The organism is Idiomarina loihiensis (assembly GCF_024584785.1).
Classification (GTDB): Bacteria; Pseudomonadota; Gammaproteobacteria; order Enterobacterales; family Alteromonadaceae; genus Pseudidiomarina; species Pseudidiomarina fusca.
On the sequence record NZ_CP074112.1, the window covers coordinates 2,420,763 to 2,441,718 of the forward strand.

A 20,956-nucleotide genomic window follows, 5' to 3' on the forward strand; every position below is an offset into this window, starting at 1 on the left:
GCGCTGTATTTCATGTTTATCGGCTGTTATTTAAACAACTTTAGGTCTCTGGAACTAAAACATCTCTAATTCGTCCGAGCTCGGCCAATGCAGCGCCAGCAATCACAGTTCCCAGCTTTTCATCCGGAGCATACTTATGCGGGGACACTCGTACTTTCGCTACTCGTTTTTGCCTATCTAGCCCAACCACCCAGGCAAAGACGCCTTTCTCAAAACGTAATAAAGAACCTATGGGTAGCACGCCAAAGTGCGTAACATATTTTTTTAACCAACTTTCATCGAACTGATCTACCAAGGGTTGCATAAGCTTAGCCGCAACCGCTGCCGGTTTAGCCGGTCGGTCTGGACGCGAGCGCTGTAATGCATCCATACTGTCTACGACCGCCGCGATACGCGCTAATTGTCCCAACTGGTCGGCCTTTAACCCCAACGGATAACCCGAACCATCAAGGCGTTCATTGATTTGCGCAATCACGTTATCGCGAACCACCGGCGCTAACCACTTTACGCCACCCATTTTATCCAATAGCGCATCCACGTGGGTGTGCATTTCTTCGTACATTTCTGTACTTAAAGTCGTTGCTCGCCAAATATCTTGTGGCAATAAGCCTTTCCCAAGATCATGTACCATGGCTGAAGCCGCCACCGCTTTGCGCAATTCACGCGGTACTTTCTGACTGCCTAACATATCAGCCATTCGCAACGCCACAGCTAAACCGTGTCGCACCCACCGCGATTCGCGATGAATACAGTGCACTGAAAATAGCGCTTCTTCGCGGTCATCATCTAACATATCCAGTAATCGATCGGCATGCAGCGACAATTGTTGTGAGCTCACCGCTTCACCTTGGCGCATCACCACCATCTGACTATCTAAATAACCAGCGATACGAGCCAGGCGCCGCGCCATAGGAGTCGCATATTGATGCTTATGCCGGCGCCCTAAGCGGTCATCATCTTCATCGCGAATTCGAAACAGCTCTGATTCGTTGCGACTATCCCCATTACTGGCACTACGGCTAGCTTCGCGTTCAATCTCCCGCACATAGTTCCAGACCTCGCGCTCTTGCGCCTTACTGGGGTTTTCAAACTCAAAACCCACCGCCATAACCTGACGGTCGTTGTCGTTCTTAATATGGCGAACCCTAGCAGTCACCTCAAACGAGGTGCCGTTAGGAAAATGCAGTGCAATTTCCGTAGCAATATCCGGCAATACCCGCGATACACCATCTTGCATAAAAAATTCAGCCAAACATCCTGTCGCGGATAAATCACGTAAATCACCTTGCAGCTCTACTAACTCTTCTTTGTCGTTATCGGCACTGCGCACCAGCACCCCAACGTGCATCCCTAACCTTAAACTGGCGCGAAAGCTCGCACGACGTTGTTGTACATGAATTTCTTTGGGCCAATCTACATAAGCTAACAAGCGCCCTTCTACTGAAGAAAAATCACGAACCGCCAAGGGGTTTGAGCGAACTAGGCCGCCTGGTGTATAGCCTGAAAGGATAAACTTACCCCCACGACGTAAACTAGGTGCAACATCACGAATGGCGGTAAGATCAAATAACAAATAATCTTCTTCTAGCTGCTCAACTATCACCAACGGATGACTTTTCTCACCCGGTCCCAGTAGGGTTAGGTTTGCTACCCCCGGTTGGCTCAAAGCATCGTAATAGGTGGCGAGCTCTACCACACTATTAACGGGAGTAAACTCGTTGTCGGCTGTTACCGGCGCTTCGTTCACGCAAAATTCCTTGTGTCACTAAATTTAACTTCGCTGATGTTGATATCGGCATAAGAGCTTAGATCTTTAGCGTACTCTGGGGCTTCGCTTAGCCTATCCACAAATAATCAAAGGAAAATTTCTAAAGTTATTTTTTTTGCTTCCGATAACAAGAATAACGGCAGGCCGATTGGGTTGCCTAATTTGGAAACAGAAGGAATATACCTATGTCAGTTATCAATACAAACATCACCTCGATGATTGGCCAACAGAACCTGTCTAAATCACAGTCTGCTTTGGCTACCTCTATGGAGCGTTTGTCTTCAGGCCTGCGTATCAACAGCGCTAAAGATGACGCCGCCGGTCAAGCCATTGCAAACCGTATGACCGCACAAATCACTGGTTTGTCTCAAGCACAGCGTAACGCGAACGACGGTATCTCTGTCGCGCAAACCGCTGAAGGTGCTTTGAACCAAGTGAACGACAACTTACAGCGTATTCGTGAATTGAGCGTTCAGGCGCAAAACGATACCAACTCGCAAGACGACTTAGATTCAATCCAAGCTGAAATTAACCAACGCTTGAGCGAAATCGACCGTATCTCTTCTGAAACTAGTTTCAACGGCGTGAAAGTATTGGCTTCTGACCAAGCTCTTTCTATCCAAGTTGGCGCTAACGACGGTGAAAAAATCGACGTTAACTTGCAGGAAATTACTGCAGCAACATTGAACATGGATACTTTCAATGTGAACGGCGTTGATGCCGCTGATTTAACTACTTACGCTAATGGCGACGTAGTTGATGGAACCGGTGATTCAATCTTGCTTGCCAACGTTACTCTGACTGATGGCGGCGCAGGCACTGCGTTTACAGCTGCCACCTTGGAGCAAGATTCCCAAGGCCAGTGGTATGTTGCTGGTCAAGATGCCGACGGCAACGATGCTTACATTGCTGTTGATGAAGCGACTGCTTTCGCAATTACTGATGGCGCCGGCGGTGGTGCAAACGATGGTCTAATGACTGTCAACTTCAACTCTGACACTGCAACCATCCTTGCAGAGCGCTCAGCTGCTCCATTAGCGTCTATCGACTCAGCTTTAAGCGACGTTGACACCTTACGTTCTGACCTCGGTGCTATCCAAAACCGTTTCGAGTCTGCAATCACTAACTTGCAAACCAACGAAACGAACTTGGCAGCAGCGCGTTCACGTATCGAAGACGCTGACTACGCAGTAGAAGTTGCGAACATGACTCGTTCACAAATTCTTCAGCAGGCTGGCACTTCGGTTCTTGCGCAAGCAAACCAGGTTCCACAAGGCGTATTGTCACTGTTGGGTTAATACCGACAGGGCTAATCCCCTTAGTAATGATGAAAGGCACCTTCCGGTGCCTTTTTTATTTTTAGAAATTTTTCTAAAGCTTTTCTAATAGCGACCGATAACTAGATACAACGGCAGGCCAACGTAGGCAGCCTATTTTGGAAACAGAAGGAATAAGACTATGTCAGTTATCAATACAAACATCACTTCGATGATTGGTCAGCAAAACCTTCAGAAGTCGCAATCAGCATTAGCAACTTCTATGGAGCGTTTGTCTTCAGGCCTGCGTATCAACAGCGCTAAAGACGACGCAGCCGGCCAAGCCATTGCAAACCGTATGACCGCTCAAATTACCGGTCTTTCACAAGCACAGCGTAACGCTAACGACGGTATCTCTGTCGCGCAAACAGCTGAAGGTGCTTTGAACCAGGTCAACGACAACTTACAGCGTATTCGTGAATTGAGCGTTCAAGCGCAAAACGATACCAACTCGCAAGATGACTTGAACTCAATCCAAGCTGAAATCACTCAGCGTTTGAGCGAAATCGACCGTATCTCTAAAGAAACTAGCTTCAACGGCGTGAAAGTATTGGCGTCTGACCAAGAGCTTTCAATTCAAGTTGGTGCCAACGACGGCGAGAAAATCGACGTTAACTTGCAAGAAATCACTGCTGCAACTCTAAGCATGGATACCTTCAATGTGAATGGCGTTGATGCTGGTTCATTAAGTGCTGCTGTGGACACAACCGCATTCGGCGCAGCTGCAGCGGGAACAATCTCATATGAGGATGCAGATGGAAACGCAGTTACTCCGACGGGCGCTACTGTAAAAGAAATTCAAGATGCAGACGGCAACGGCACTGGCTCCTTTGTTGTAGAATTTACTAATGCCGATGCAGAGACTGCTTATTACACAGTTACGGCATCTGAATTAGCGACTAACGATGCTACATTAACACTTGATACTGCAAACGAATACGGTGCATTATCGACTTCTCCATTAGCGTCTATCGACTCTGCATTGAGTGAAGTTGACACTTTGCGTTCTGACCTCGGTGCTATCCAAAACCGTTTCGAGTCTGCAATCACTAACTTGCAAACCAACGAAACCAACTTGGCTGCTGCACGTTCACGTATCGAAGATGCTGACTACGCTGTAGAAGTTGCGAACATGACTCGTTCACAAATCTTGCAACAGGCTGGTACCTCAGTATTGGCGCAAGCAAACCAAGTACCTCAATCAGTGTTATCACTGTTGGGCTAATCGCTCTGAGTTGTTTGAAAAAGGCGCCGATTGGCGCCTTTTTTATTAGTAGAGGCAGTATATGATGCTCACTTTTAAGGCGAATTTATGGCGTGGTCGGCGACAACCATTACTTCAGTCAACCTAATCAATGACGTGATTCCGAAGCTGAAGACGGTGGAGTTTATTTTACAAGGTAAGCTGCAACAGGCTATTGATCATGGTCCTAGCGCTGAGAACCGGACTAAATATCAGTTACTGCAACAAGAATTTGAGTTAGAGCTATTGATGATTCAAATGAATTTAGAGCATTTACTTCATCGCTATACTCAAGATTTACAGCCTACGGCTGGTCGGCTTGATAACAAAGTTTTAGATCTAGACGATAACGAGCGTGTGGCAATCACTGCGGTCTATCAATTGTATGAACGTGTTTGTGCGATCACGACCAAACTTTAGTTGCTTCGTTAAATTGTTTAAAGTTTCAGCAATGATTGCCGATATATCGTTATAACCTCATTGTTTGGAGAACTGTTATGGCGTCGCCTATTAATGAAGCCGGTTTAAATTGGCCGGTAACATCGGCAGCTGCCGAGCAACAACGGCTTGATCGGGTACTACAGCAATTGCCTGCGGTACGCCAAAGTGAAGCTCAAAAGGAACTGAAAAAAGACGAATTGGTGAAACCTATTCAACAAATCAACGAAGTGATGAACAATTACGGCATTCATTTTGAAATGAATGATGATGCTGGTCGAGTGGTGGTTAAAGTGATTAGCCGCGATTCCGGTGAGGTGATTCGGCAAATCCCATCAGAAGAAGTGATTCGCATTGCCCAGCATCTGCATGAAATGTCTGGCTTGCTGGTCCGCGAGCAAGCCTAGCAGGTCACCATGACGACGCCATGCAGGTGTTCTACACCTGCATGTTCATGATTTCTTTGTAAGCGCTTACTAATTTGTTTCGTACTTGTACACCCATCTCAAAAGCCAGCCCGGCTTTTTGTTTATCCACCATCACTTGGTTTAGAGACACGTTCGGGTCACCTAACTGAAAGGCTTTGGTGTTGGCTGCGGCAGTTTGTTGCAGACTATTAATTCGTTCCAGGGATTGTTTTAATTCAGTGGCAAAACCACCCTGTGGTACTGCGCTGTTTGCAGCGCCTATTGCGTTGGCTGCCATCGAGCTCGCTGAAGGAGCTGCTGTTTCGGCTTTAAGCGCTTGCATTTGTTGCAATGCGGTTTGAATTGCGGGTACGCTCATCATTGTCCTTGGTGCTAGTTAGGCCATTTTTATGCATGCCACTATACCCAGTTGAATCGCTAGTGAAGCAAACAATAAGCCTTAAAAAAGTGCCTTTATTGCCCCTTTGAGTTGCCACTACCTGCGCATAATGTGCACTAGATAAATCCGTCTACCCTAGACGACATTTCCGTCATTTGATTAACCGAATTGAGACCCAAGGCCCCATGGAAGCATCTGCAACAGTGACCCAAGCCGGTACCGCTAGTAATAGCCCAGACTGGCTGGCCAAGTTAAAACAAACCGGTATGGTGCCATTATTGATTGGCGGAGCTGCATTCATCGGCTTGGTTTTTGCCCTAGTGATGTGGGCTAGTGCGCCTGAATATCGCGTGCTTTATAGCAATTTAAGCGAAGCTGATGGTGGCCGTATTGTGACTCAACTGGACACCATGCAAGTGCCCTATCAGCTAAACGGCAATGGGACTATTTTGGTGCCTAGTAACGATGTGCATAAGCTGCGTTTACAAATGGCTGAGCAAGGTTTACCGCAAGGGGGCAATGCTGGTTTCTCACTCATGGACAACCAAGCCTTTGGGATCAGTCAGTTTGCCGAGCAAGTTAATTTTCAGCGTGCCTTAGAAGGCGAACTAGCCAGCTCCATGGAATCTCTCGGCCCTGTACTCAAAGCACGAGTGCATTTAGCCATGGCTAAAGCCTCCGTGTTTGTCCGTGAACGTGAGCCAGCCAAAGCCTCGGTTATTCTTACCTTGCATCCTGGCCGCAAGCTTGGCGATGGACAGGTACAAGCGATTATCCACATGGTTTCAAGCAGTGTTCCCGAGTTAGCACCGGAACAGGTTACTGTGGTGGACCAATACGGCTCCTTATTGTCGAACAGCAATCAAGAAGACGCTCAAATCGGTTCTAAATTAGAGTACATCCATCAGTTAGAGCGCTCCTATCAAGAACGTATCGAAAATATTTTGAGCCCGATCCTTGGCCGCGATAATATCCAAGCCCAAGTTGTTGCTGAAGTCGATTTTGCCAAGCGTGAAGCGACCGCCGAGCGTTATAGCCCCAATCAAACGCCCGAAACTGCGGCTATCCGTAGTATTCAACGCAATCTCAGTATGCAGGGCAATGGCCAGGGCGCTAGCGGCGTTCCCGGAGCATTGAGCAATACGCCTCCTGGTGTAGCTGCATCACCGATCGAGTCGATCACCAATGCCGATGAAGCCACGGCTGCCGACAACACCAATCCACAACAAATTCAGCAAGATCAAGTGGTTAATTACGAAGTTGACCGTACCGTTGAACACGTTGACCACCAGCGCGGCCAACTGCAACGACTAAGCGTGGCCGTGGTTATCAATCATCGCAGTGTGTTAGACGAAGAAGGCGTGCCGCAATTAGTTCCACGCAGTGAAGAAGAGCTTGATTACATTAATCGGCTGGTACGCCAGGCTATGGGCTTTTCAGAAGTCCGTGGCGATCAGCTCGAAGTGGTGAATAGCGTGTTTGTACGACAACGCACCACCGACGAACAGCTGCCTTGGTACGAGCAACCGTCAATGGTTGATTTTATCAAGCAGCTAGCTCGGTACGTTGTTGCTGGTATCGGCGTGTTATTACTGTATTTGCTGATTCTACGGCCGTTGTTAAAACGCTATACACCAGCTCCTACAGTAACTGAGCCCGTTGAAACTCGTGACCGTCTACGCGCAGTGGTCGGCGACGATGATGATGCCGTTGCTGCAAATGGCAGCAGTCGCAGTCGTCGAGCGGGCGGCGGTTACGCTGATGACGATGAGCTTGAAGTGGATGACAATACCCCTAGCGATCCTTTCCATTGGCCGAAACAGCAACGTAATGCTAGCTATATTCAAGCCTTAGCGAAGGCGAAAGAAGCAGCACAAAGTAACCCACGCCAAGTAGCTCGTATTTTACAAAATTGGATGAACGAAGATGACCACGTCTAACCCAACGAGCACGACGCCGGCTAACAATGGCGTCAAAGCAGGCAAAGAAACCACCGGGCTACGGCGGGCTGCTTTGCTGCTATTGATGATTGAAGAAGAATCTGCTGCAGAAGTCTTTAAACATTTCGCGCCTAACCAAATACAAAAAATCAGTAAGGAAATGACGCGCCTTGATGACGTATCCCATACCGAAATCAAAGCCGCGTTGGAGCTTTTCCATCAGCATCTAGCTGACACCCCATCGCTAGATAAATACGACGATTACGTACGCTCTGTATTAACTAAGGCGCTTGGTACCGACCGTGCCAACTCACTGATTGAAGACGTGCTTGAGCACAAAGTAGGTGGCATTGGTATTGACGCATTAAACATGATGGACGTACCAGAAGTTGCTGAAATGATTAAAGATGAGCATCCGCAAATCATTGCCACCATCTTAATCCACCTGGATCGTGCCCAAGCGGCAAAAGTACTAGAATTATTTGATGAGCGCCTACGCAACGACGTGGTGCTGCGAGTTGCCACCTTTACCGGGGTGCAGCCAGCGGCTTTACAAGAGCTGACCGAGGTGCTTGGCGGTATGTTAGATGGCCAATCGCTCAAGCGCAGCAAAATGGGCGGAGTGCGAACGGCTGCAGAGATACTCAACTTACTTTCTGCAGGCCAAGAAGATACTGCATTGGAAAATATTCGCGCCTACAACGACGAGTTGGCACAAAAGATTGTCGACGAAATGTTCTTGTTCGAAAACTTATTGGACTTGGACGACCGCAGTATCCAAGTACTCTTGCGTCAGGTAGAAACCTCATCGTTGGTGATTGCTCTCAAGGGCGCACCCGACGAATTGGTGGAGAAATTCCTACGCAATATGTCCCAGCGTGCGGCACAGCTTATTCGTGAAGAAATGGAGACTCGTGGACCGATCCGAGTATCGCAAGTGGAAGGCGAACAAAAAGCTATTCTGCAGGTGGTTCGTCGCTTGGCCGATGCTGGTGAAATTGTCTTGAGTAGCGGTGACGATGCCTACGTTTAAGCCTTTTTTTACTGAACCAAGCTCTACCAATAGCAACTCTGAGCAAGAGTGGCAAAGCTGGAACATGCGTTCGTTAAATCAGCCGGCGCCGTCCAAACCACCAACACCCGCCGACAATGCTCAGGTTAAAACGGCCGAGTTTGCCCAGCAAAGCGAACTTAAGAAGTTACAAGAGCAAGCGCGTACCGAGGCCGCTGAACAAGGCCATGTCGAGGGGCATAAGGCAGGTTACGACGCAGGTTACGACGCAGGTTACGCTGAGGGCCTAGCGGCGGGTAAAGCGGCCGCAGAAGAAGCCGCAAAAGCCGAACTAGCACAAGCTTTAGCGCCATTAGCAGACTTATTAAAAAGTGCCGACAGCGCTATCAATAGCATGAGCGAGCAGTTAGCTGATAGCTTACTGCAATTGGCCATGACGGTAGGAAAACAACTTGCCGGTGAAGCCTTGGCGGCGAATCCTGAGCAAATCATTGCGCTTATCCGCGATATCATTCATGAAGACCCGCTGCTGGGTGAGCGTCCCACGCTAGTTCTGCATCCACAAGATCTGGCGCTCGTGGAACAGCATATGCAAGATGAGCTCGCCAGTTTACGCTGGAAATTAAGAACCGATGAGCGATTAGAGCGCGGCGGCTGTAAGTTACTCACCTCTCAAGGTGAATTAGACGCAACCATCGAAACCCGCTGGCAACGTATGCTACAGCAAGTACGAGGGCGGCATGCCTAATTCGGCCCGCCTATTGCCCCTCTGGCAACAAACGCTTACCAGCGTGCAGCAGCAGCTTAACGAACAGCCGCGATGGTTTATGTGCGGCCGCTTGGTGCGGGCCACCGGCATGGTACTTGAGGCTGTGGGCTTACGAGTGCCGGTTGGCAGCCATTGCTGTATTGAAGCCAATGCCAACAGCATTACTGCTGAAGTGGTTGGTTTTGCAGGTGATATTACTTATTTAATGCCACTCAACAACGTGCAAGGATTAGTGCCAGGCGCACGCGTGGTGCCTTTTACCGACAACGACCAAAGCGGTCAGCGCTTTCCTCTGGGCCCTGCGTTATTAGGACGGGTGTTAGATGGTTTAGGGCGGCCTTTAGATAATCGGCCATTGCCTAAACACACAGAATTTGGCGGCCTTACTAGTGCTCCTATCAACCCCATGCAACGTGCCCCTATCGATACTCCTATCGATGTTGGTATTCGTGCTATCAATGGCTTACTGACCGTTGGTCGCGGCCAACGCATGGGCCTATTTGCCGGCTCTGGTGTGGGTAAATCTGTTTTGCTTGGCATGATGGCGCGCTTTACCAAAGCCGACGTGATTGTGGTGGGTTTAATTGGTGAGCGTGGTCGTGAGGTCCAAGAGTTTATTGATCATATTCTTGGGCCACAAGGGATGGCCAGGTCCGTGGTGGTAGCTGCACCCGCAGATTCATCGCCGTTACAACGCCTTCAAGGCGCTACCTATGCTACCCGCTTAGCCGAAGACTTTCGCGATCGCGGCCAACATGTGTTGTTGATTATGGATTCTCTTACTCGATATGCCATGGCGCAACGTGAAATCGCCTTAGCTATTGGCGAGCCCCCAGCTACTAAAGGGTATCCACCAAGTGTCTTCGCTAAATTACCTAGCTTAGTTGAACGCGCCGGTAATGGTACCCGTGGTGGCGGCTCTATCACTGCATTTTATACGGTGTTAACTGAAGGCGATGACCAACAAGATCCGATCGCTGATAGCACCCGCGCCATTCTCGATGGCCACATTGTTTTATCACGTGAATTAGCTGAGAGTGGACACTACCCGGCCATTGATATTGAGGCCTCTATCAGTCGCGTTATGCCTAGCATTACCGCGCCTAATCAGTTGCAAAGTGCGCAACGCTTGAAAAAACTATTCTCGGTCTATCAACGCAATCGCGATCTTATTAGTGTGGGTGCTTACAGCCCGGGCCACGACCCCCTCTTAGATCAGGCGGTGCAAAAACAACCGCAAATCGAGCGCTTCTTACAACAGCAAATGCACGAACAAGCACCTTTTGAGGCCGCTTTTAAAGGCTTAACCTCGCTAGTAGGAGGGGCATAATGAATTCTACCGCATTGTCTTTGTTAACCGAGCGTGCTGAACAAGCTCGGACCGAGGCAGCTGTGTTGCTCGCCTCTGAGCGGCAGAACAAAGTAAAGATTTCGCAGCAGTTACAGGTGTTGCAGCAATATCGCAATGAATATGCGGCACAGTTGCAACAGCAATTGCAGGCGGGCTTGCCAAGCGTGATGGTAACCACTTACCGGCGTTTTTTAAGTAGTTTAGATCAAGCCATCACGCAGGCTCAGCAAGCGTTGGTACAACAGCAACAAAAAGTAGCTCACAGTACCAAGCATTGGCAGCAGCAACAGCAGCAGTTGCAGTCTTATCAAACCCTAGCACAACGGCAGCAGGATAAGGCGCAGCAACAACAAAATAAACGCGAGCAAAAGCTGGCTGACGAACTATCCATCGCGATGTACGTACGTCAGCAACAGGCGCTTAAATAAGGGAACGGCCATGGTACAAATATCTTCGGTTATCGCAGCAGTGCCTGTTAGCCCTCGTACTACCGGCACTAAAGATGCCAGTGGTACTGAGCTAGGCAGCACTGGCGCCGACAGTGGTTTTGCTGGGCTTTTCGCTGCTTTACAGTTGCCGGCCCAAACTGCCACCAGCAAGAACCCAGATCTAACGCAACAGGTGGCCCGCTCTGGCAGCCAATTACCGCAATTTTCAGCGCCGGCCTTTCTGGCAAACCTTGGTGTTGCAGCTGACCTGGCAACGGGGAATCCATCAGGTGCACCTGCTGCGACTCTGTTCGCGCAGACCCTGGCTGCGAACGAAGGCGGGACCGCTGCGCTAGCACTCGCCTCTGCGGCTGCTCACACTAACTCATTATCGCCAGCGGTTCTGGTTGGTACCCAACAGGCTACGAATATCGCAGCAAGCCATGTTGCAAATCATGTCGCAAGCAAGACTGCCAAACCTAATCAGGTGTCGGGAGCTTTAACAGCTGCTAGCGCGACTGCGAGTGATTTAGCAGGGGCTAAGCCAACACTATCAGCACCCCTCTCCGCAACCCATGCGGCAGCCACAACCGAAGCGCCCCATTCTAGCGTTGCTAACTCTGTGGCAGCAGCGTTAGCTAGCCAAAGCAATCAAGCACTAGCACCTGCGGATAACGCCTCACCACAACTGGCTACGGGCACACTTGCCAGCACTGCGGCTCCTGCGGCAGCAGGCTCGACCCTGACAGCACCTGCTATTCAAGTGATGTTAACCGATGCGAGTAACTTATCGAGCGCAAGCACCAGCAGTGCCCAGCTAACTGCATCGGTAGGTTCTCAAGCTTGGGCTAACCAGTTAAGCCAATCAATGGTGCAGATGGTGATGCACAACGGCCAACAGATGACGCTAAAGCTTCATCCCGCAGAGCTTGGTCCGCTACAGATGCAACTGCAATTGGATGAACGCAATCAAGCACAGCTGGCCATCCTCACTCACAGCGGTGCTGTGCGTGCAGCGTTAGAGCAAGCCTTGCCACAGCTACGAGATACTTTGGCAAATCAGGGAATTCAGTTACAGGGCTCGCAAGTAAGCGAGCAATCTAACCACGCTAGTACCGCACAGCAATTTGCTGGTTCCGGCCAGTCTGCAGCTGGCTTTGCGCAACAAGATCGTGACCAGGGGCGAAATAACTCGCAAATTAACCCTGCAGAAATCGCCACTGCGGCCGAAAATACTGACAGAGAAGCAAATTCTCGGCATACTGCTGCGTCTGCTTCAGGCGCAGTTGATACTTACGCCTAAGCAAGCAGCTAATGGATGATAGAAAAGGTAGATAACATGGCGCGAAAAAATGACGCTCAGTCGGCTACGGCGGGACAGAGCTCTCCAATCATGATGGTCTTGCAAGTGCTCCTCATTGGGGTAATGGCGCTTAATACGTATTTGCTTTGGGATACTCGAAACATCGCCGCAACGGCTTCTGTCGCCGGAGGGCATGTAGAACCAGAAGCAATCGAGCCAGTATTTTTAAATATTGCGCCGTTTACGGTGAACTTAGCCAGCGATCAGTATGGTCCGCGCTTGCTCTATGCCGGATTAACGCTAGAGTTACCTAGTGAGAAAATGAAAGAATTGCTCACTAAAAACATGCCGCAAGTACGCAACCGCTTACTGGTCTTATTATCAGGTCAGCAAGCAGAACAGATTGCTAAATCTGAAGGCAAAAAAACCCTGGCTAGCAACATAGCCAAGGCTTTGAGCGAGCCTTACTCGGGCGATGAAGAAATTCTCATCAACGATGTTTTGTTCACAGAATTTATTGTTCAATAAGAAGAAGTTATGAGTAGCGGACACCACCTGTCACAAGAAGAGCTTGATGCTCTTATCAGTGCTATAGAACCAGAAGCGGAAGTTGCCGACGAGATCGGCTCTACCGCTACTGACCATGTGTCCGCAAGTACCGCTAAAAGTGCGCAGCCGCAGCGCAAGAAGGTCAAGCAGCAGCCTTTCGACCCGGGGTCACAGGCTCGTATTGTGCGCGAGCGCTTGCATACCTTAGAAGTTATCAATGAGCGTTTTGCCCGGCAATTTCGCATGAACTTGTTTAACTTGTTGCGCCGTAACGCAGATATCACGGTGGATTCTGTGCGCTATCAGCGCTTCAGTGATTTTGCTGATGCGACCCCGTCACCGGCTAACCTCAATATCATCTCGATGAAACCGCTGCGCGGCAGTGCCTTGGTGGTGTTTCCCCATGCCTTGGTAAGTATTATTGTCGAAAACTTGTTTGGTGGTGATGGTCGGTTTATGACGCGCAACGAAGCGCGAGAATTTACCGCCACCGAACAGCGAATCATCAATCGAGTCTTGAATTTAGCTATCGACGCCTATCAAGAATCGTGGCGTGCTGTGCATCCGTTAGAAATCAGCTTCATTCGCTCAGAAGTACAACCTAAGTTCGCCGCCATCACCAGTTCACCCAGCGAAATTGTGGTGACCACGACGTTCCGTTTAGAAGTCGGGCATTTAGAAAGCACCTTTAAAATCTGTATGCCGTATGCCATGGTCGAGCCACTGCGCGACAAGCTAAGTAACCTTCGCGCGGACATTGGTGGTAATTCAAACGACAAAGCTTGGCGCCAACGCATCACTCATGAACTACAATCGTCTAGTGTTGAAGTCATCGCCGACTTTGTCGAAATTCCCTTGCGCTTACCCCAAGTAATGTCATTGAAGCCAGGCGATATTTTACCCATTGAGCTACCGGCCACTGTGATGGCTACGGTTAACTCATTGCCTATCATGGAATGTGAATTTGGTACCATTGATGAACATAGAGCGCTGAAAGTGAAGCAAATGCTAGATAATCACCGCTTCCCTCAATCTATTCTGCGAGATAGCCGCAAAGGTGTATTCACACCACTGCGCGCCAAGGAGTCATCTGATGACGAATAAAGACGATTCGTTTAACAACGAACAAGACCCATGGGCTGATGCCCTAGACGAAGAGCAAGCCAGTGCGGCGAGTGATAATGCCGGCGTATTTAAACCACTGGATAGTAGTGCAGCTGCCAGTTCAGCCATGAACGAGCTCGACATCATTATGGATATTCCAGTCAAGCTAAGCGTAGAGCTTGGGCGCACCCGGATCACCATCAAACAGTTGCTAGAATTAGCCCAAGGCTCAGTGGTAGAGCTAGATGGTCTTGCTGGCGAACCGATGGATATTCTGATCAACGGCTACTTAATCGCACAAGGCGAAGTGGTCGTGTTAGACGATAAATACGGTATCCGAATTACCGAAATCGTCACGCCGTCTGAGCGCGTGCAAAAATTGAATCGTTAAGCGTATGCAAAGTACCGACGCACCCGAATTAGCCACCGGTATGGCCCTCTTAGGCCAGGTAACCCTGATTTTGTTATTTATTATTGCGGTGATCTTGGTGTGTGCTTGGGTGTTTCGTAAGCTGTCAGGTAAAAGTGTTGGCCAACCAGGCTTAATGCAGGTGGTTGGTAGTTTGGCTATCGGTCAACGCGAACGTGTTGTCATTGTCGCTGTAAAAGACACTTGGTTGGTGCTTGGTGTTACCAACAACGGCATCAATAAATTACACGAAATGCCAGCGCAGGCTCTTCCTGCAACTCAACTAAGCAGCTTTGCCGCTCGTTTTCAGGCTGCCAATTCTCGCGTTGCTAACCCCACCAAGGATAACGACTGATGCGTTGGTGGGTGTTCTTAGTTGTTGCATTAGGTAGCCTGTTACTGCCGCTCGACGCCATTGCGCAGAGCATCCCAGGGGTAACTACTAGCCCAACTGAAGATGGCGGCCAACAATGGTCGCTGTCGCTGCAAACCTTACTGTTTTTAACTAGCCTTACTTTTTTACCCGCCGTACTCTTAATGATGACCTGTTTTGTGCGGCTTATTATCGTATTTGGCTTGCTGCGTACGGCGATGGGTACGCAATCAGCACCGCCTAACCAAGTGCTGCTGGGGTTAGCATTGTTTTTAACCTTTTTTATTATGCAGCCGGTGTTCAGCCAAATTTACGAACTTGCATGGCTCCCCTTTAGCCAAGATGCTATCGGATTTGAGCAATTTATCGAGTTAGCTGGCGGCCCATTACGTGAGTTTATGCTCGCACAAACGCGCGAGCCGGATTTAGCGTTATTTGCGAACTTGGCGAATGTCGGGCCCTTAGAAAGTCCTCAAGACGTGCCTTTTCACGTACTGGTGCCGAGCTTTATTACCAGCGAACTAAAAACTGCTTTTCAAATTGGTTTTACTATTTTCATTCCCTTTTTAATCATCGATTTAGTGGTTGCCAGTGTACTGATGGCCCTAGGTATGATGATGGTCCCGCCGGCGACCATTTCGTTGCCGTTTAAGCTAATGCTGTTTGTGTTGGTTGACGGCTGGCAACTACTGATTGGCAGTTTAGCCAACAGTTTTTACCTGTAGGAGCCGGCGATGACCCCAGAAACAGTCATGACCATTGCCTACCAAGCGATGCTGGTGTGTCTCTATCTAGCGGGCCCGCTGCTGCTTACAGCGTTGCTTTTAGGTTTGTTGATCAGCTTGTTTCAAGCGGCCACCCAAATCAACGAAATGACCCTATCTTTTATCCCCAAAATACTTGGTGTATTAGCTGTTTTGATTATGATCGGGCCCTACTTATTGCAGTTGATTATTGATTTTACCACGCGCCTCTTCACTAATATTCCTATCATGATTCAATAGGGTCGGTCATGATTACCGTCTCTTTTGCGCAGTTACAAGAATGGATTAGCCTGTTTTTATGGCCATTTTGCCGTTTTACTGGGTTTTTATTGATAGCCCCTATCTTCAGTCATTCAAGCCTGCCCAACCGAGTTAAACTTGGTTTAGCGCTGATTTTCACAGTGATTATTAGCCCAGTACTACCACCGCTACCAGCCGTGCCGCTGTTCTCGTGGGCCAGCTTTGGTATCATCATCGAACAGCTGATTATTGGCGTCGCCATAGGTTTAGTGATGCAAGTTGTATTTGCCGTGGTGCAGGCCGCAGGTGAATACATTGGCTTACAAATGGGGTTAGCGTTCGCGACCTTTTTCTCGCCCGATAGCGGCGCCAATACCATGATCTTATCGCGCGTCTTCTATACCTTTGCCATCTTGATGTTCCTAGCCCTAGACGGCCACTTATTGATGCTAGAAGTTCTCGCTCGCTCTTTTACTTTGTTACCAGTCGGAACCTTGGGCATGAACGCTGATGCCTTTTTGCTGATTGCCCAGTTTGGCATGGTCATCTTTAGTTCTGGTATTTTACTGGCTTTACCGGTGTTCGGCGCACTGCTTATTGTTAACCTTACCTTAGGTATATTGAATCGTTCTGCGCCACAGCTTACCGTATTTTCGGTGGGCTTTCCGATGTCGTTGACCTTGGGTTTGGTGTTATTAACGGTATTGATGACTGAGCTTGGCGGGTATTTACGGCGGCTATTTGAGCAGGGGTTTGCCATGCTAGAGCAGGTACTCACCAGCATGGCGTTATAAGCTATTGAGTTTGGCTTGGAGTTTGCTCCTTGTTTAACAACTTACAGGAAGTTAAACAGGCTCATTCCTTTCATATCAACAAAGGCTTTTTGCGCGGCCTGTAAACCCACCATCCGCACGCTGTACTGACTAGCCGCCTCGACATAATCTAAATCAACCAGTTGCGATAATGCTTGTTCGTAAGCCAGTTCCCGATTACCAGCAATAGCATCTAACGCATCCAATTCATTTAAGCTCGCACCCACCTCTGCACGGGTAGTAAGCACGTTGTCTAGGCCATTATCAAACTCGCGCATCACGGTACGCAGGGTATTAGCTCGGATAGCTTTACTGGAGGCATCCGTAGCGGGAGCATCTAACACGGCCATGGCTTTCTCGAAGGTGCGGAAAATATTGGTATTATTTTCAGCTCCTCGAGCCACACGCAAGCTATCGCCCGCAGCTGGTTGGCCTTTTAACTCAATCGCCACGCCGGCTAAAGAAACCGTCATAGGATCGGTGTAATCTTCCCAAGCACCGCCATTAACACGGTATTGCATGGCGCCGCCATTGTCGGCAAATTCAATGTCAAAAGCGTCCCCAAAACCCGCCGCATCAACGTCGGTAATGGCGATATTGCCAAATTCTAATGTCCCTTGGTTTGTAAGCGGGGCATCAGCAAGGTAGTTAGCACTGCTATGCACACGATCAAAAATATCAGCCCCGATGTGACCCACATCAACCAGTCTATCGCCATCTATTTTTTGTTGTCTAACTTGGTCGTTACCTACGTATTGCACGGCTCCATCAGCGCCAGCAGCAAAAGCTGGGCTATCGTCTTGGTACCCGGCGAACAAGTAGCGGCCATTGCCATCACGGGTATTAGCCAACCCTAACAAGGACTGATAAGCCCCCTCTAATTCGCTCGCAATAGAAGCCCTGTCGGCATCCGACATGGTATCGCTAGAGGCTTGAATCAGCAGCTCTTTAGCGCGGCTATACACATCACTGACGCTGTTCAAAACGCTCTCTTCTTGCGATAGCGCGTTGCGCACGCCAATTCGAGCTTGGTCATACTGACCACTTACCGCTTTAGATTGCTGAATATTAATGGCTTGGGTCATGGCTTGCGGGTCATCAGAAATATTGACTATTCGCTTACCACTGGCAATTTGCTGCGAGATCTTCAGAAACTCAGTTTGCTGCCGATTCATCGAGGTATTGCTCTGGTTGTACATGGTCATGGTACTAATACGCATCTACTTGCTCCCAACCCTTAACGTAACGACAAAATGGTATCGAGAATGGTTGAACCGGTCTCGATGACTTTTGCGTTAGCCTGATAATATTGTTGATAACGAATCAAATTAGCGGCTTCTTCATCTAGGTTGACCCCAGACTCAGATTGCTGCAGCGCATAAAGTTGCTCGGTTAGGCCTTGCTGGGCCGCCATGTTAGCTTGTACCACATTGATCTGGTTACCCAAGGTGCTCACCATGCTGCCGTAGGCTTGATTAAAGGTGCCTTTACCTTCCACCAACAGCTGATTCTGTAGCTCTTGTAAGGCTAAGCTATTGCTATTATCGCCACTGGCATTCGACTGGGCTGCTGCAAACTGTGAGCCATCTTCAAGCTCCAGCTCGAAATTCTTCGCTTGGTTTACCAGCGGCCGTACTTTAAAGCGATCACCTTCGGCTACTGCGCCCCCAGCAAAACTCACCTCCACGCCCGCAAAAGATAACGTATTAGTAGCAGCATCAAAGGTTGCTGGCACGGTTTTACCGTTATCTAGACGAGTAACTTGATAACCATCTGGTCCTAATTGCACAGCAAAATCTGTGGCTAACAGTGCCGTTGCATCGGTAATTGTTGTGGTGGCGGTAGCATCGCCAGTGTTAGCGCTATGACTGTAGGTAAGCGGGCTGCCCATACTAAACATCGCTTGGCCCGGGTCCTGATTTAAATCCACCCCTTGTTGATGCTGCTCGTTCATTGCTGAGGCAAACACCGCAACCATCTGGCCTAGCTGATTACGAAGGGTATCGAGGCTTTCTGAGCGAAATTCCAGTAACCCACCCAGCGAGCCGCGGCTAAATACGTTTTCTCGTAACTGAATAGGCTGCCCTGTAGCATTGGTATAAACAATCGCTAACCGGGTAGGATCTGCTTGGTCCGTTTGCGCCTCAAGCTCATAGGTTTTATCGCCGGCTACTAACGGTAGGCCATTACTCATTGAGACACTGTAAGAGCCTGAAGACTGCTCATACACGCGCACGTCCATTTTTTGGCTAAGCTCATGCACCAACTGATCGCGTTGGTTTAAGAGACTATTGGGAGCCTCGGTACCACCGCTGCGAGCCAACAAAATTTCTTTATTGAGGCTAGCAATTTGAGTATTGAGTGAATTGATGCTGTTCACCTCGTAGGTGATCTCATTGCCAATGTTGCGCTCAATGTCGTTTAAATAATTATCAAAGGAGCGGAATTGTGCGGTTAAGGTGCCGGCGGTACCCATAACACCCGCACGAGCGGCTGGATCTGCTGGGTTACTATTCACCTGGCCAATAGCTTTAAAGAACTCTTGCATGGCCGGAGCCAAGCCTGCGCGTTCGTCCGATAGCAAATTATCAATCTGCTTAACTTGAGTGTGATAGGCTTCAAAGGATGCTAATGAGCCACTTGCGGCATTGAGTCGAGTTGCCACAAACTGGTTAAACTGGCGTTCAACCCCATTCACTAAAACTCCAGCTGCGCGGTTTTCGCTTAACTGGACTAACTCACGATTGTAACCGGGCGTACCCACATTACTGATGTTACCGCTGGTGGCAAACAATCCACTTTGAGCAGCTCGAAGACCGCTTAAGCCAATGGCAAAAATACTCATAATTGCTCCCTTTACTGATGCCTATTGTATCGGCAGCAGCGGCATAAACTTAAGTGCTTAGCGTGGCTTTTGCTGAAGTTGCTGTAATAACTGCTCAGCTAAACCAATCCCTTTACCTGCGGCCATCTCGCTCGCTAGTTGCTGATCAAACATATCGGTATAAGTACGCATGGCGTTACTATTAAACAGCTCTGACTCGCCGCCCGCTTGCCGCATCGATTTCATCATCTGTTGAATAAATAAGGCTTCAAACTGCTGCGCAGCCTCGGTAGCCGCTTGCTCTGGGCGATGCCTACTGGCCGTTTTTAATGAGTCTAACGATTGCACATCCATGGCCACGCCACGGGTTAACTGGCTTATTGCGTTACTATCAGCCATTAAATAATCTCCAATTCAGCCCGTAATGCACCAGAGCTTTTGAGCGCTTGCAGAATCGCCATTAAATCACTAGGAGTTGCGCCCAAGCTATTTAACGCCTGCACTACTTGCATAAGATTTGTGCCTTCAACCACTTGCAGTGCACCACCTTCTTGGCTAATCGCTATATCTGCACCTTCGGTAACCACGGTATCACCACCACTAAGCGCTGGCGGTTGGCTCACCTGACTACGCTGGGCAATGGTCACGGTTAAATTGCCATGGGCTACCGCTGCTTGACGAAGTGTTACCGGGCCACTCAAGACCACCGAGCCTGTACGTGAATTAAACACCACTTTGGCATCACTTGGGCCAGCATAGACATCAATGTTTTCAATGCGCGCCATAAAGCGCACGCGGTCGGTTGTATCAGCAGGGCTCTCTAAGCGAATGGTGCCCCCATCAATGGCCTGTGCTACTGGGTAACCAAAGTCACTATTGATGGTATCTACCATGTTCAACGCGGTGGTAAAGTCTGCCTGCTTTAAATTAAGCTGTAGACTGCGCGGGGTACGATCCAAATCCAGTGCGACGCTACGCTCTACGGTAGCACCGGCGCTAATACGACCACCGGCTTGTTGATTGATTTGCGCTGACGAGCCTTGTGCTTCAGCACTGGCGCCATTGATTAGCAGATTGCCTTGGGCTAACGCATAAACTTGCCCGTCTGCACCCTTCAAGGGGGTCATCAACAAGGTGCCACCGCGCAAACTACGGGCATTACCAATGGAGCTCACCACCACATCAAGTTGTTGCCCGGGGCGTGCAAAAGCTGGCAAGGTCGCGGTCACCATTACTGCTGCAACGTTGCGTAGTTGCATATTGGTGCCCGGTGGAATAGTAACGCCTAACTGAGCTAGCATGTTCGTCATACTCTGGCCAGTAAACGGCGCTTGCATGGTTTGGTCACCTGAACCATCAAGCCCTACAACGAGACCATATCCCACCAAACTGTTGGTGCGAACGCCGGCAAAATCAGCAAGATCTTTAATGCGCTCGGCGTGCACGGTTGGCATCAAGAGTGCCAGTGCTACTAAAGCTACCCAAAACTGTCGCATCTTCATTCTT

Annotated in this window: 23 protein-coding genes; 17 read left to right on the forward strand and 6 right to left on the reverse strand. The window is 49.2% G+C overall.

What is annotated here, in order from left to right; all coding sequences use genetic code 11:
* Positions 1 to 40 precede the first annotated feature (40 nt).
* The gene (locus KGF88_RS11550; protein ID WP_153826527.1) at positions 41 to 1,747 is read right to left on the reverse strand and encodes an HD domain-containing phosphohydrolase; all 1,707 of its coding nucleotides are present in this window, start codon (positions 1,745 to 1,747) and stop codon (positions 41 to 43) included.
* 206 nt (positions 1,748 to 1,953) lie between these two features.
* On the opposite strand from KGF88_RS11550, the gene KGF88_RS11555 reads away from it, so the two are divergent.
* From KGF88_RS11555 to KGF88_RS11570, 4 genes are all read left to right on the forward strand, one after another.
* Positions 1,954 to 3,066: a FliC/FljB family flagellin gene (locus KGF88_RS11555; RefSeq protein WP_153826526.1), complete on the forward strand. Its 1,113-nt coding sequence runs from the start codon at positions 1,954 to 1,956 to the stop codon at positions 3,064 to 3,066.
* A 160-nt stretch (positions 3,067 to 3,226) separates the two neighbouring features.
* A complete protein-coding gene (locus KGF88_RS11560; RefSeq protein ID WP_153826525.1) occupies positions 3,227 to 4,309 on the forward strand; it encodes a FliC/FljB family flagellin in 1,083 nt (360 codons plus the stop codon).
* Positions 4,310 to 4,396: 87 nt separating this feature from the next.
* Positions 4,397 to 4,747, forward strand: a complete 351-nt coding sequence (locus tag KGF88_RS11565) for a hypothetical protein (protein ID WP_153826524.1) — start codon at positions 4,397 to 4,399, stop codon at positions 4,745 to 4,747.
* Positions 4,748 to 4,824: 77 nt separating this feature from the next.
* Complete coding sequence (locus KGF88_RS11570; RefSeq protein ID WP_110075740.1) at positions 4,825 to 5,172, forward strand: flagellar protein FlaG; 348 nt, start codon at positions 4,825 to 4,827, stop codon at positions 5,170 to 5,172.
* Between the two features lie 31 nt (positions 5,173 to 5,203).
* Here the strand turns inward: KGF88_RS11570 and fliE are convergent, their stop codons facing one another.
* Positions 5,204 to 5,551 (reverse strand): flagellar hook-basal body complex protein FliE, encoded by a 348-nt coding sequence (gene fliE, locus KGF88_RS11575; protein ID WP_110075741.1) that lies wholly within the window; start codon positions 5,549 to 5,551, stop codon positions 5,204 to 5,206.
* Positions 5,552 to 5,757: 206 nt separating this feature from the next.
* Between fliE and fliF the strand changes: the two genes are divergently transcribed.
* Genes fliF through fliR form a run of 13 tightly spaced genes read left to right on the forward strand, consistent with a single transcriptional unit; the run spans position 5,758 to position 16,608 of the window.
* On the forward strand, positions 5,758 to 7,512 hold the full coding sequence (fliF, locus tag KGF88_RS11580; RefSeq protein ID WP_153826523.1) for a flagellar basal-body MS-ring/collar protein FliF: 1,755 nt from the start codon (positions 5,758 to 5,760) through the stop codon (positions 7,510 to 7,512).
* Positions 7,499 to 8,545 carry a flagellar motor switch protein FliG gene (fliG, locus tag KGF88_RS11585; protein WP_153826522.1) on the forward strand — a complete coding sequence of 349 codons (1,047 nt, stop codon included), beginning with the start codon at positions 7,499 to 7,501 and terminating at the stop codon, positions 8,543 to 8,545. Before fliF ends, fliG begins: the two co-directional genes overlap by 14 nt.
* Positions 8,532 to 9,272 carry a flagellar assembly protein FliH gene (fliH, locus tag KGF88_RS11590; protein WP_153826521.1) on the forward strand — a complete coding sequence of 247 codons (741 nt, stop codon included), beginning with the start codon at positions 8,532 to 8,534 and terminating at the stop codon, positions 9,270 to 9,272. The genes fliG and fliH overlap by 14 nt, the downstream gene beginning before the upstream one ends.
* Positions 9,265 to 10,623 (forward strand): flagellar protein export ATPase FliI, encoded by a 1,359-nt coding sequence (gene fliI / locus KGF88_RS11595; RefSeq protein WP_153826520.1) that lies wholly within the window; start codon positions 9,265 to 9,267, stop codon positions 10,621 to 10,623. The genes fliH and fliI overlap by 8 nt, the downstream gene beginning before the upstream one ends.
* Entirely contained in the window at positions 10,623 to 11,072 is a 450-nt protein-coding gene (gene fliJ / locus KGF88_RS11600; protein WP_153826519.1) for a flagellar export protein FliJ, read from the forward strand. Before fliI ends, fliJ begins: the two co-directional genes overlap by 1 nt.
* A 10-nt stretch (positions 11,073 to 11,082) precedes the next feature.
* Positions 11,083 to 12,375 carry a flagellar hook-length control protein FliK gene (locus KGF88_RS11605; protein ID WP_153826518.1) on the forward strand — a complete coding sequence of 431 codons (1,293 nt, stop codon included), beginning with the start codon at positions 11,083 to 11,085 and terminating at the stop codon, positions 12,373 to 12,375.
* 36 nt (positions 12,376 to 12,411) lie between these two features.
* Positions 12,412 to 12,903: a flagellar basal body-associated FliL family protein gene (locus KGF88_RS11610; RefSeq protein WP_162014505.1), complete on the forward strand. Its 492-nt coding sequence runs from the start codon at positions 12,412 to 12,414 to the stop codon at positions 12,901 to 12,903.
* A gap of 9 nt (positions 12,904 to 12,912) precedes the next feature.
* Positions 12,913 to 14,028 carry a flagellar motor switch protein FliM gene (gene fliM / locus KGF88_RS11615; RefSeq protein WP_153826516.1) on the forward strand — a complete coding sequence of 372 codons (1,116 nt, stop codon included), beginning with the start codon at positions 12,913 to 12,915 and terminating at the stop codon, positions 14,026 to 14,028.
* Positions 14,018 to 14,419, forward strand: coding sequence for a flagellar motor switch protein FliN (gene fliN, locus KGF88_RS11620; RefSeq protein WP_110075750.1), 402 nt, complete (start codon positions 14,018 to 14,020; stop codon positions 14,417 to 14,419). The genes fliM and fliN overlap by 11 nt, the downstream gene beginning before the upstream one ends.
* Before the next feature lie 4 nt (positions 14,420 to 14,423).
* On the forward strand, positions 14,424 to 14,792 hold the full coding sequence (gene fliO, locus KGF88_RS11625; protein ID WP_153826515.1) for a flagellar biosynthetic protein FliO: 369 nt from the start codon (positions 14,424 to 14,426) through the stop codon (positions 14,790 to 14,792).
* A complete protein-coding gene (gene fliP, locus KGF88_RS11630; RefSeq protein ID WP_110075752.1) occupies positions 14,792 to 15,535 on the forward strand; it encodes a flagellar type III secretion system pore protein FliP in 744 nt (247 codons plus the stop codon). Before fliO ends, fliP begins: the two co-directional genes overlap by 1 nt.
* A 9-nt stretch (positions 15,536 to 15,544) precedes the next feature.
* Positions 15,545 to 15,814 (forward strand): flagellar biosynthesis protein FliQ, encoded by a 270-nt coding sequence (fliQ, locus tag KGF88_RS11635; protein WP_110075753.1) that lies wholly within the window; start codon positions 15,545 to 15,547, stop codon positions 15,812 to 15,814.
* An 8-nt stretch (positions 15,815 to 15,822) separates the two neighbouring features.
* The gene (fliR, locus tag KGF88_RS11640) at positions 15,823 to 16,608 is read left to right on the forward strand and encodes a flagellar biosynthetic protein FliR (RefSeq protein ID WP_153826514.1); all 786 of its coding nucleotides are present in this window, start codon (positions 15,823 to 15,825) and stop codon (positions 16,606 to 16,608) included.
* A 41-nt stretch (positions 16,609 to 16,649) separates the two neighbouring features.
* On the opposite strand, the gene flgL is transcribed toward fliR, so the two are convergent.
* From flgL to KGF88_RS11660, 4 genes are read right to left on the reverse strand one after another with little or no spacing between them, the layout of a single operon-like run.
* A complete protein-coding gene (gene flgL / locus KGF88_RS11645) occupies positions 16,650 to 17,846 on the reverse strand; it encodes a flagellar hook-associated protein FlgL (RefSeq protein WP_153826513.1) in 1,197 nt (398 codons plus the stop codon).
* Between the two features lie 17 nt (positions 17,847 to 17,863).
* Positions 17,864 to 19,471, reverse strand: a complete 1,608-nt coding sequence (gene flgK / locus KGF88_RS11650) for a flagellar hook-associated protein FlgK (RefSeq protein WP_153826512.1) — start codon at positions 19,469 to 19,471, stop codon at positions 17,864 to 17,866.
* Between the two features lie 57 nt (positions 19,472 to 19,528).
* Positions 19,529 to 19,849, reverse strand: a complete 321-nt coding sequence (locus tag KGF88_RS11655; RefSeq protein WP_110075757.1) for a rod-binding protein — start codon at positions 19,847 to 19,849, stop codon at positions 19,529 to 19,531.
* A complete protein-coding gene (locus KGF88_RS11660; RefSeq protein WP_324186768.1) occupies positions 19,849 to 20,952 on the reverse strand; it encodes a flagellar basal body P-ring protein FlgI in 1,104 nt (367 codons plus the stop codon). Before KGF88_RS11660 ends, KGF88_RS11655 begins: the two co-directional genes overlap by 1 nt.
* Positions 20,953 to 20,956 lie beyond the last annotated feature (4 nt).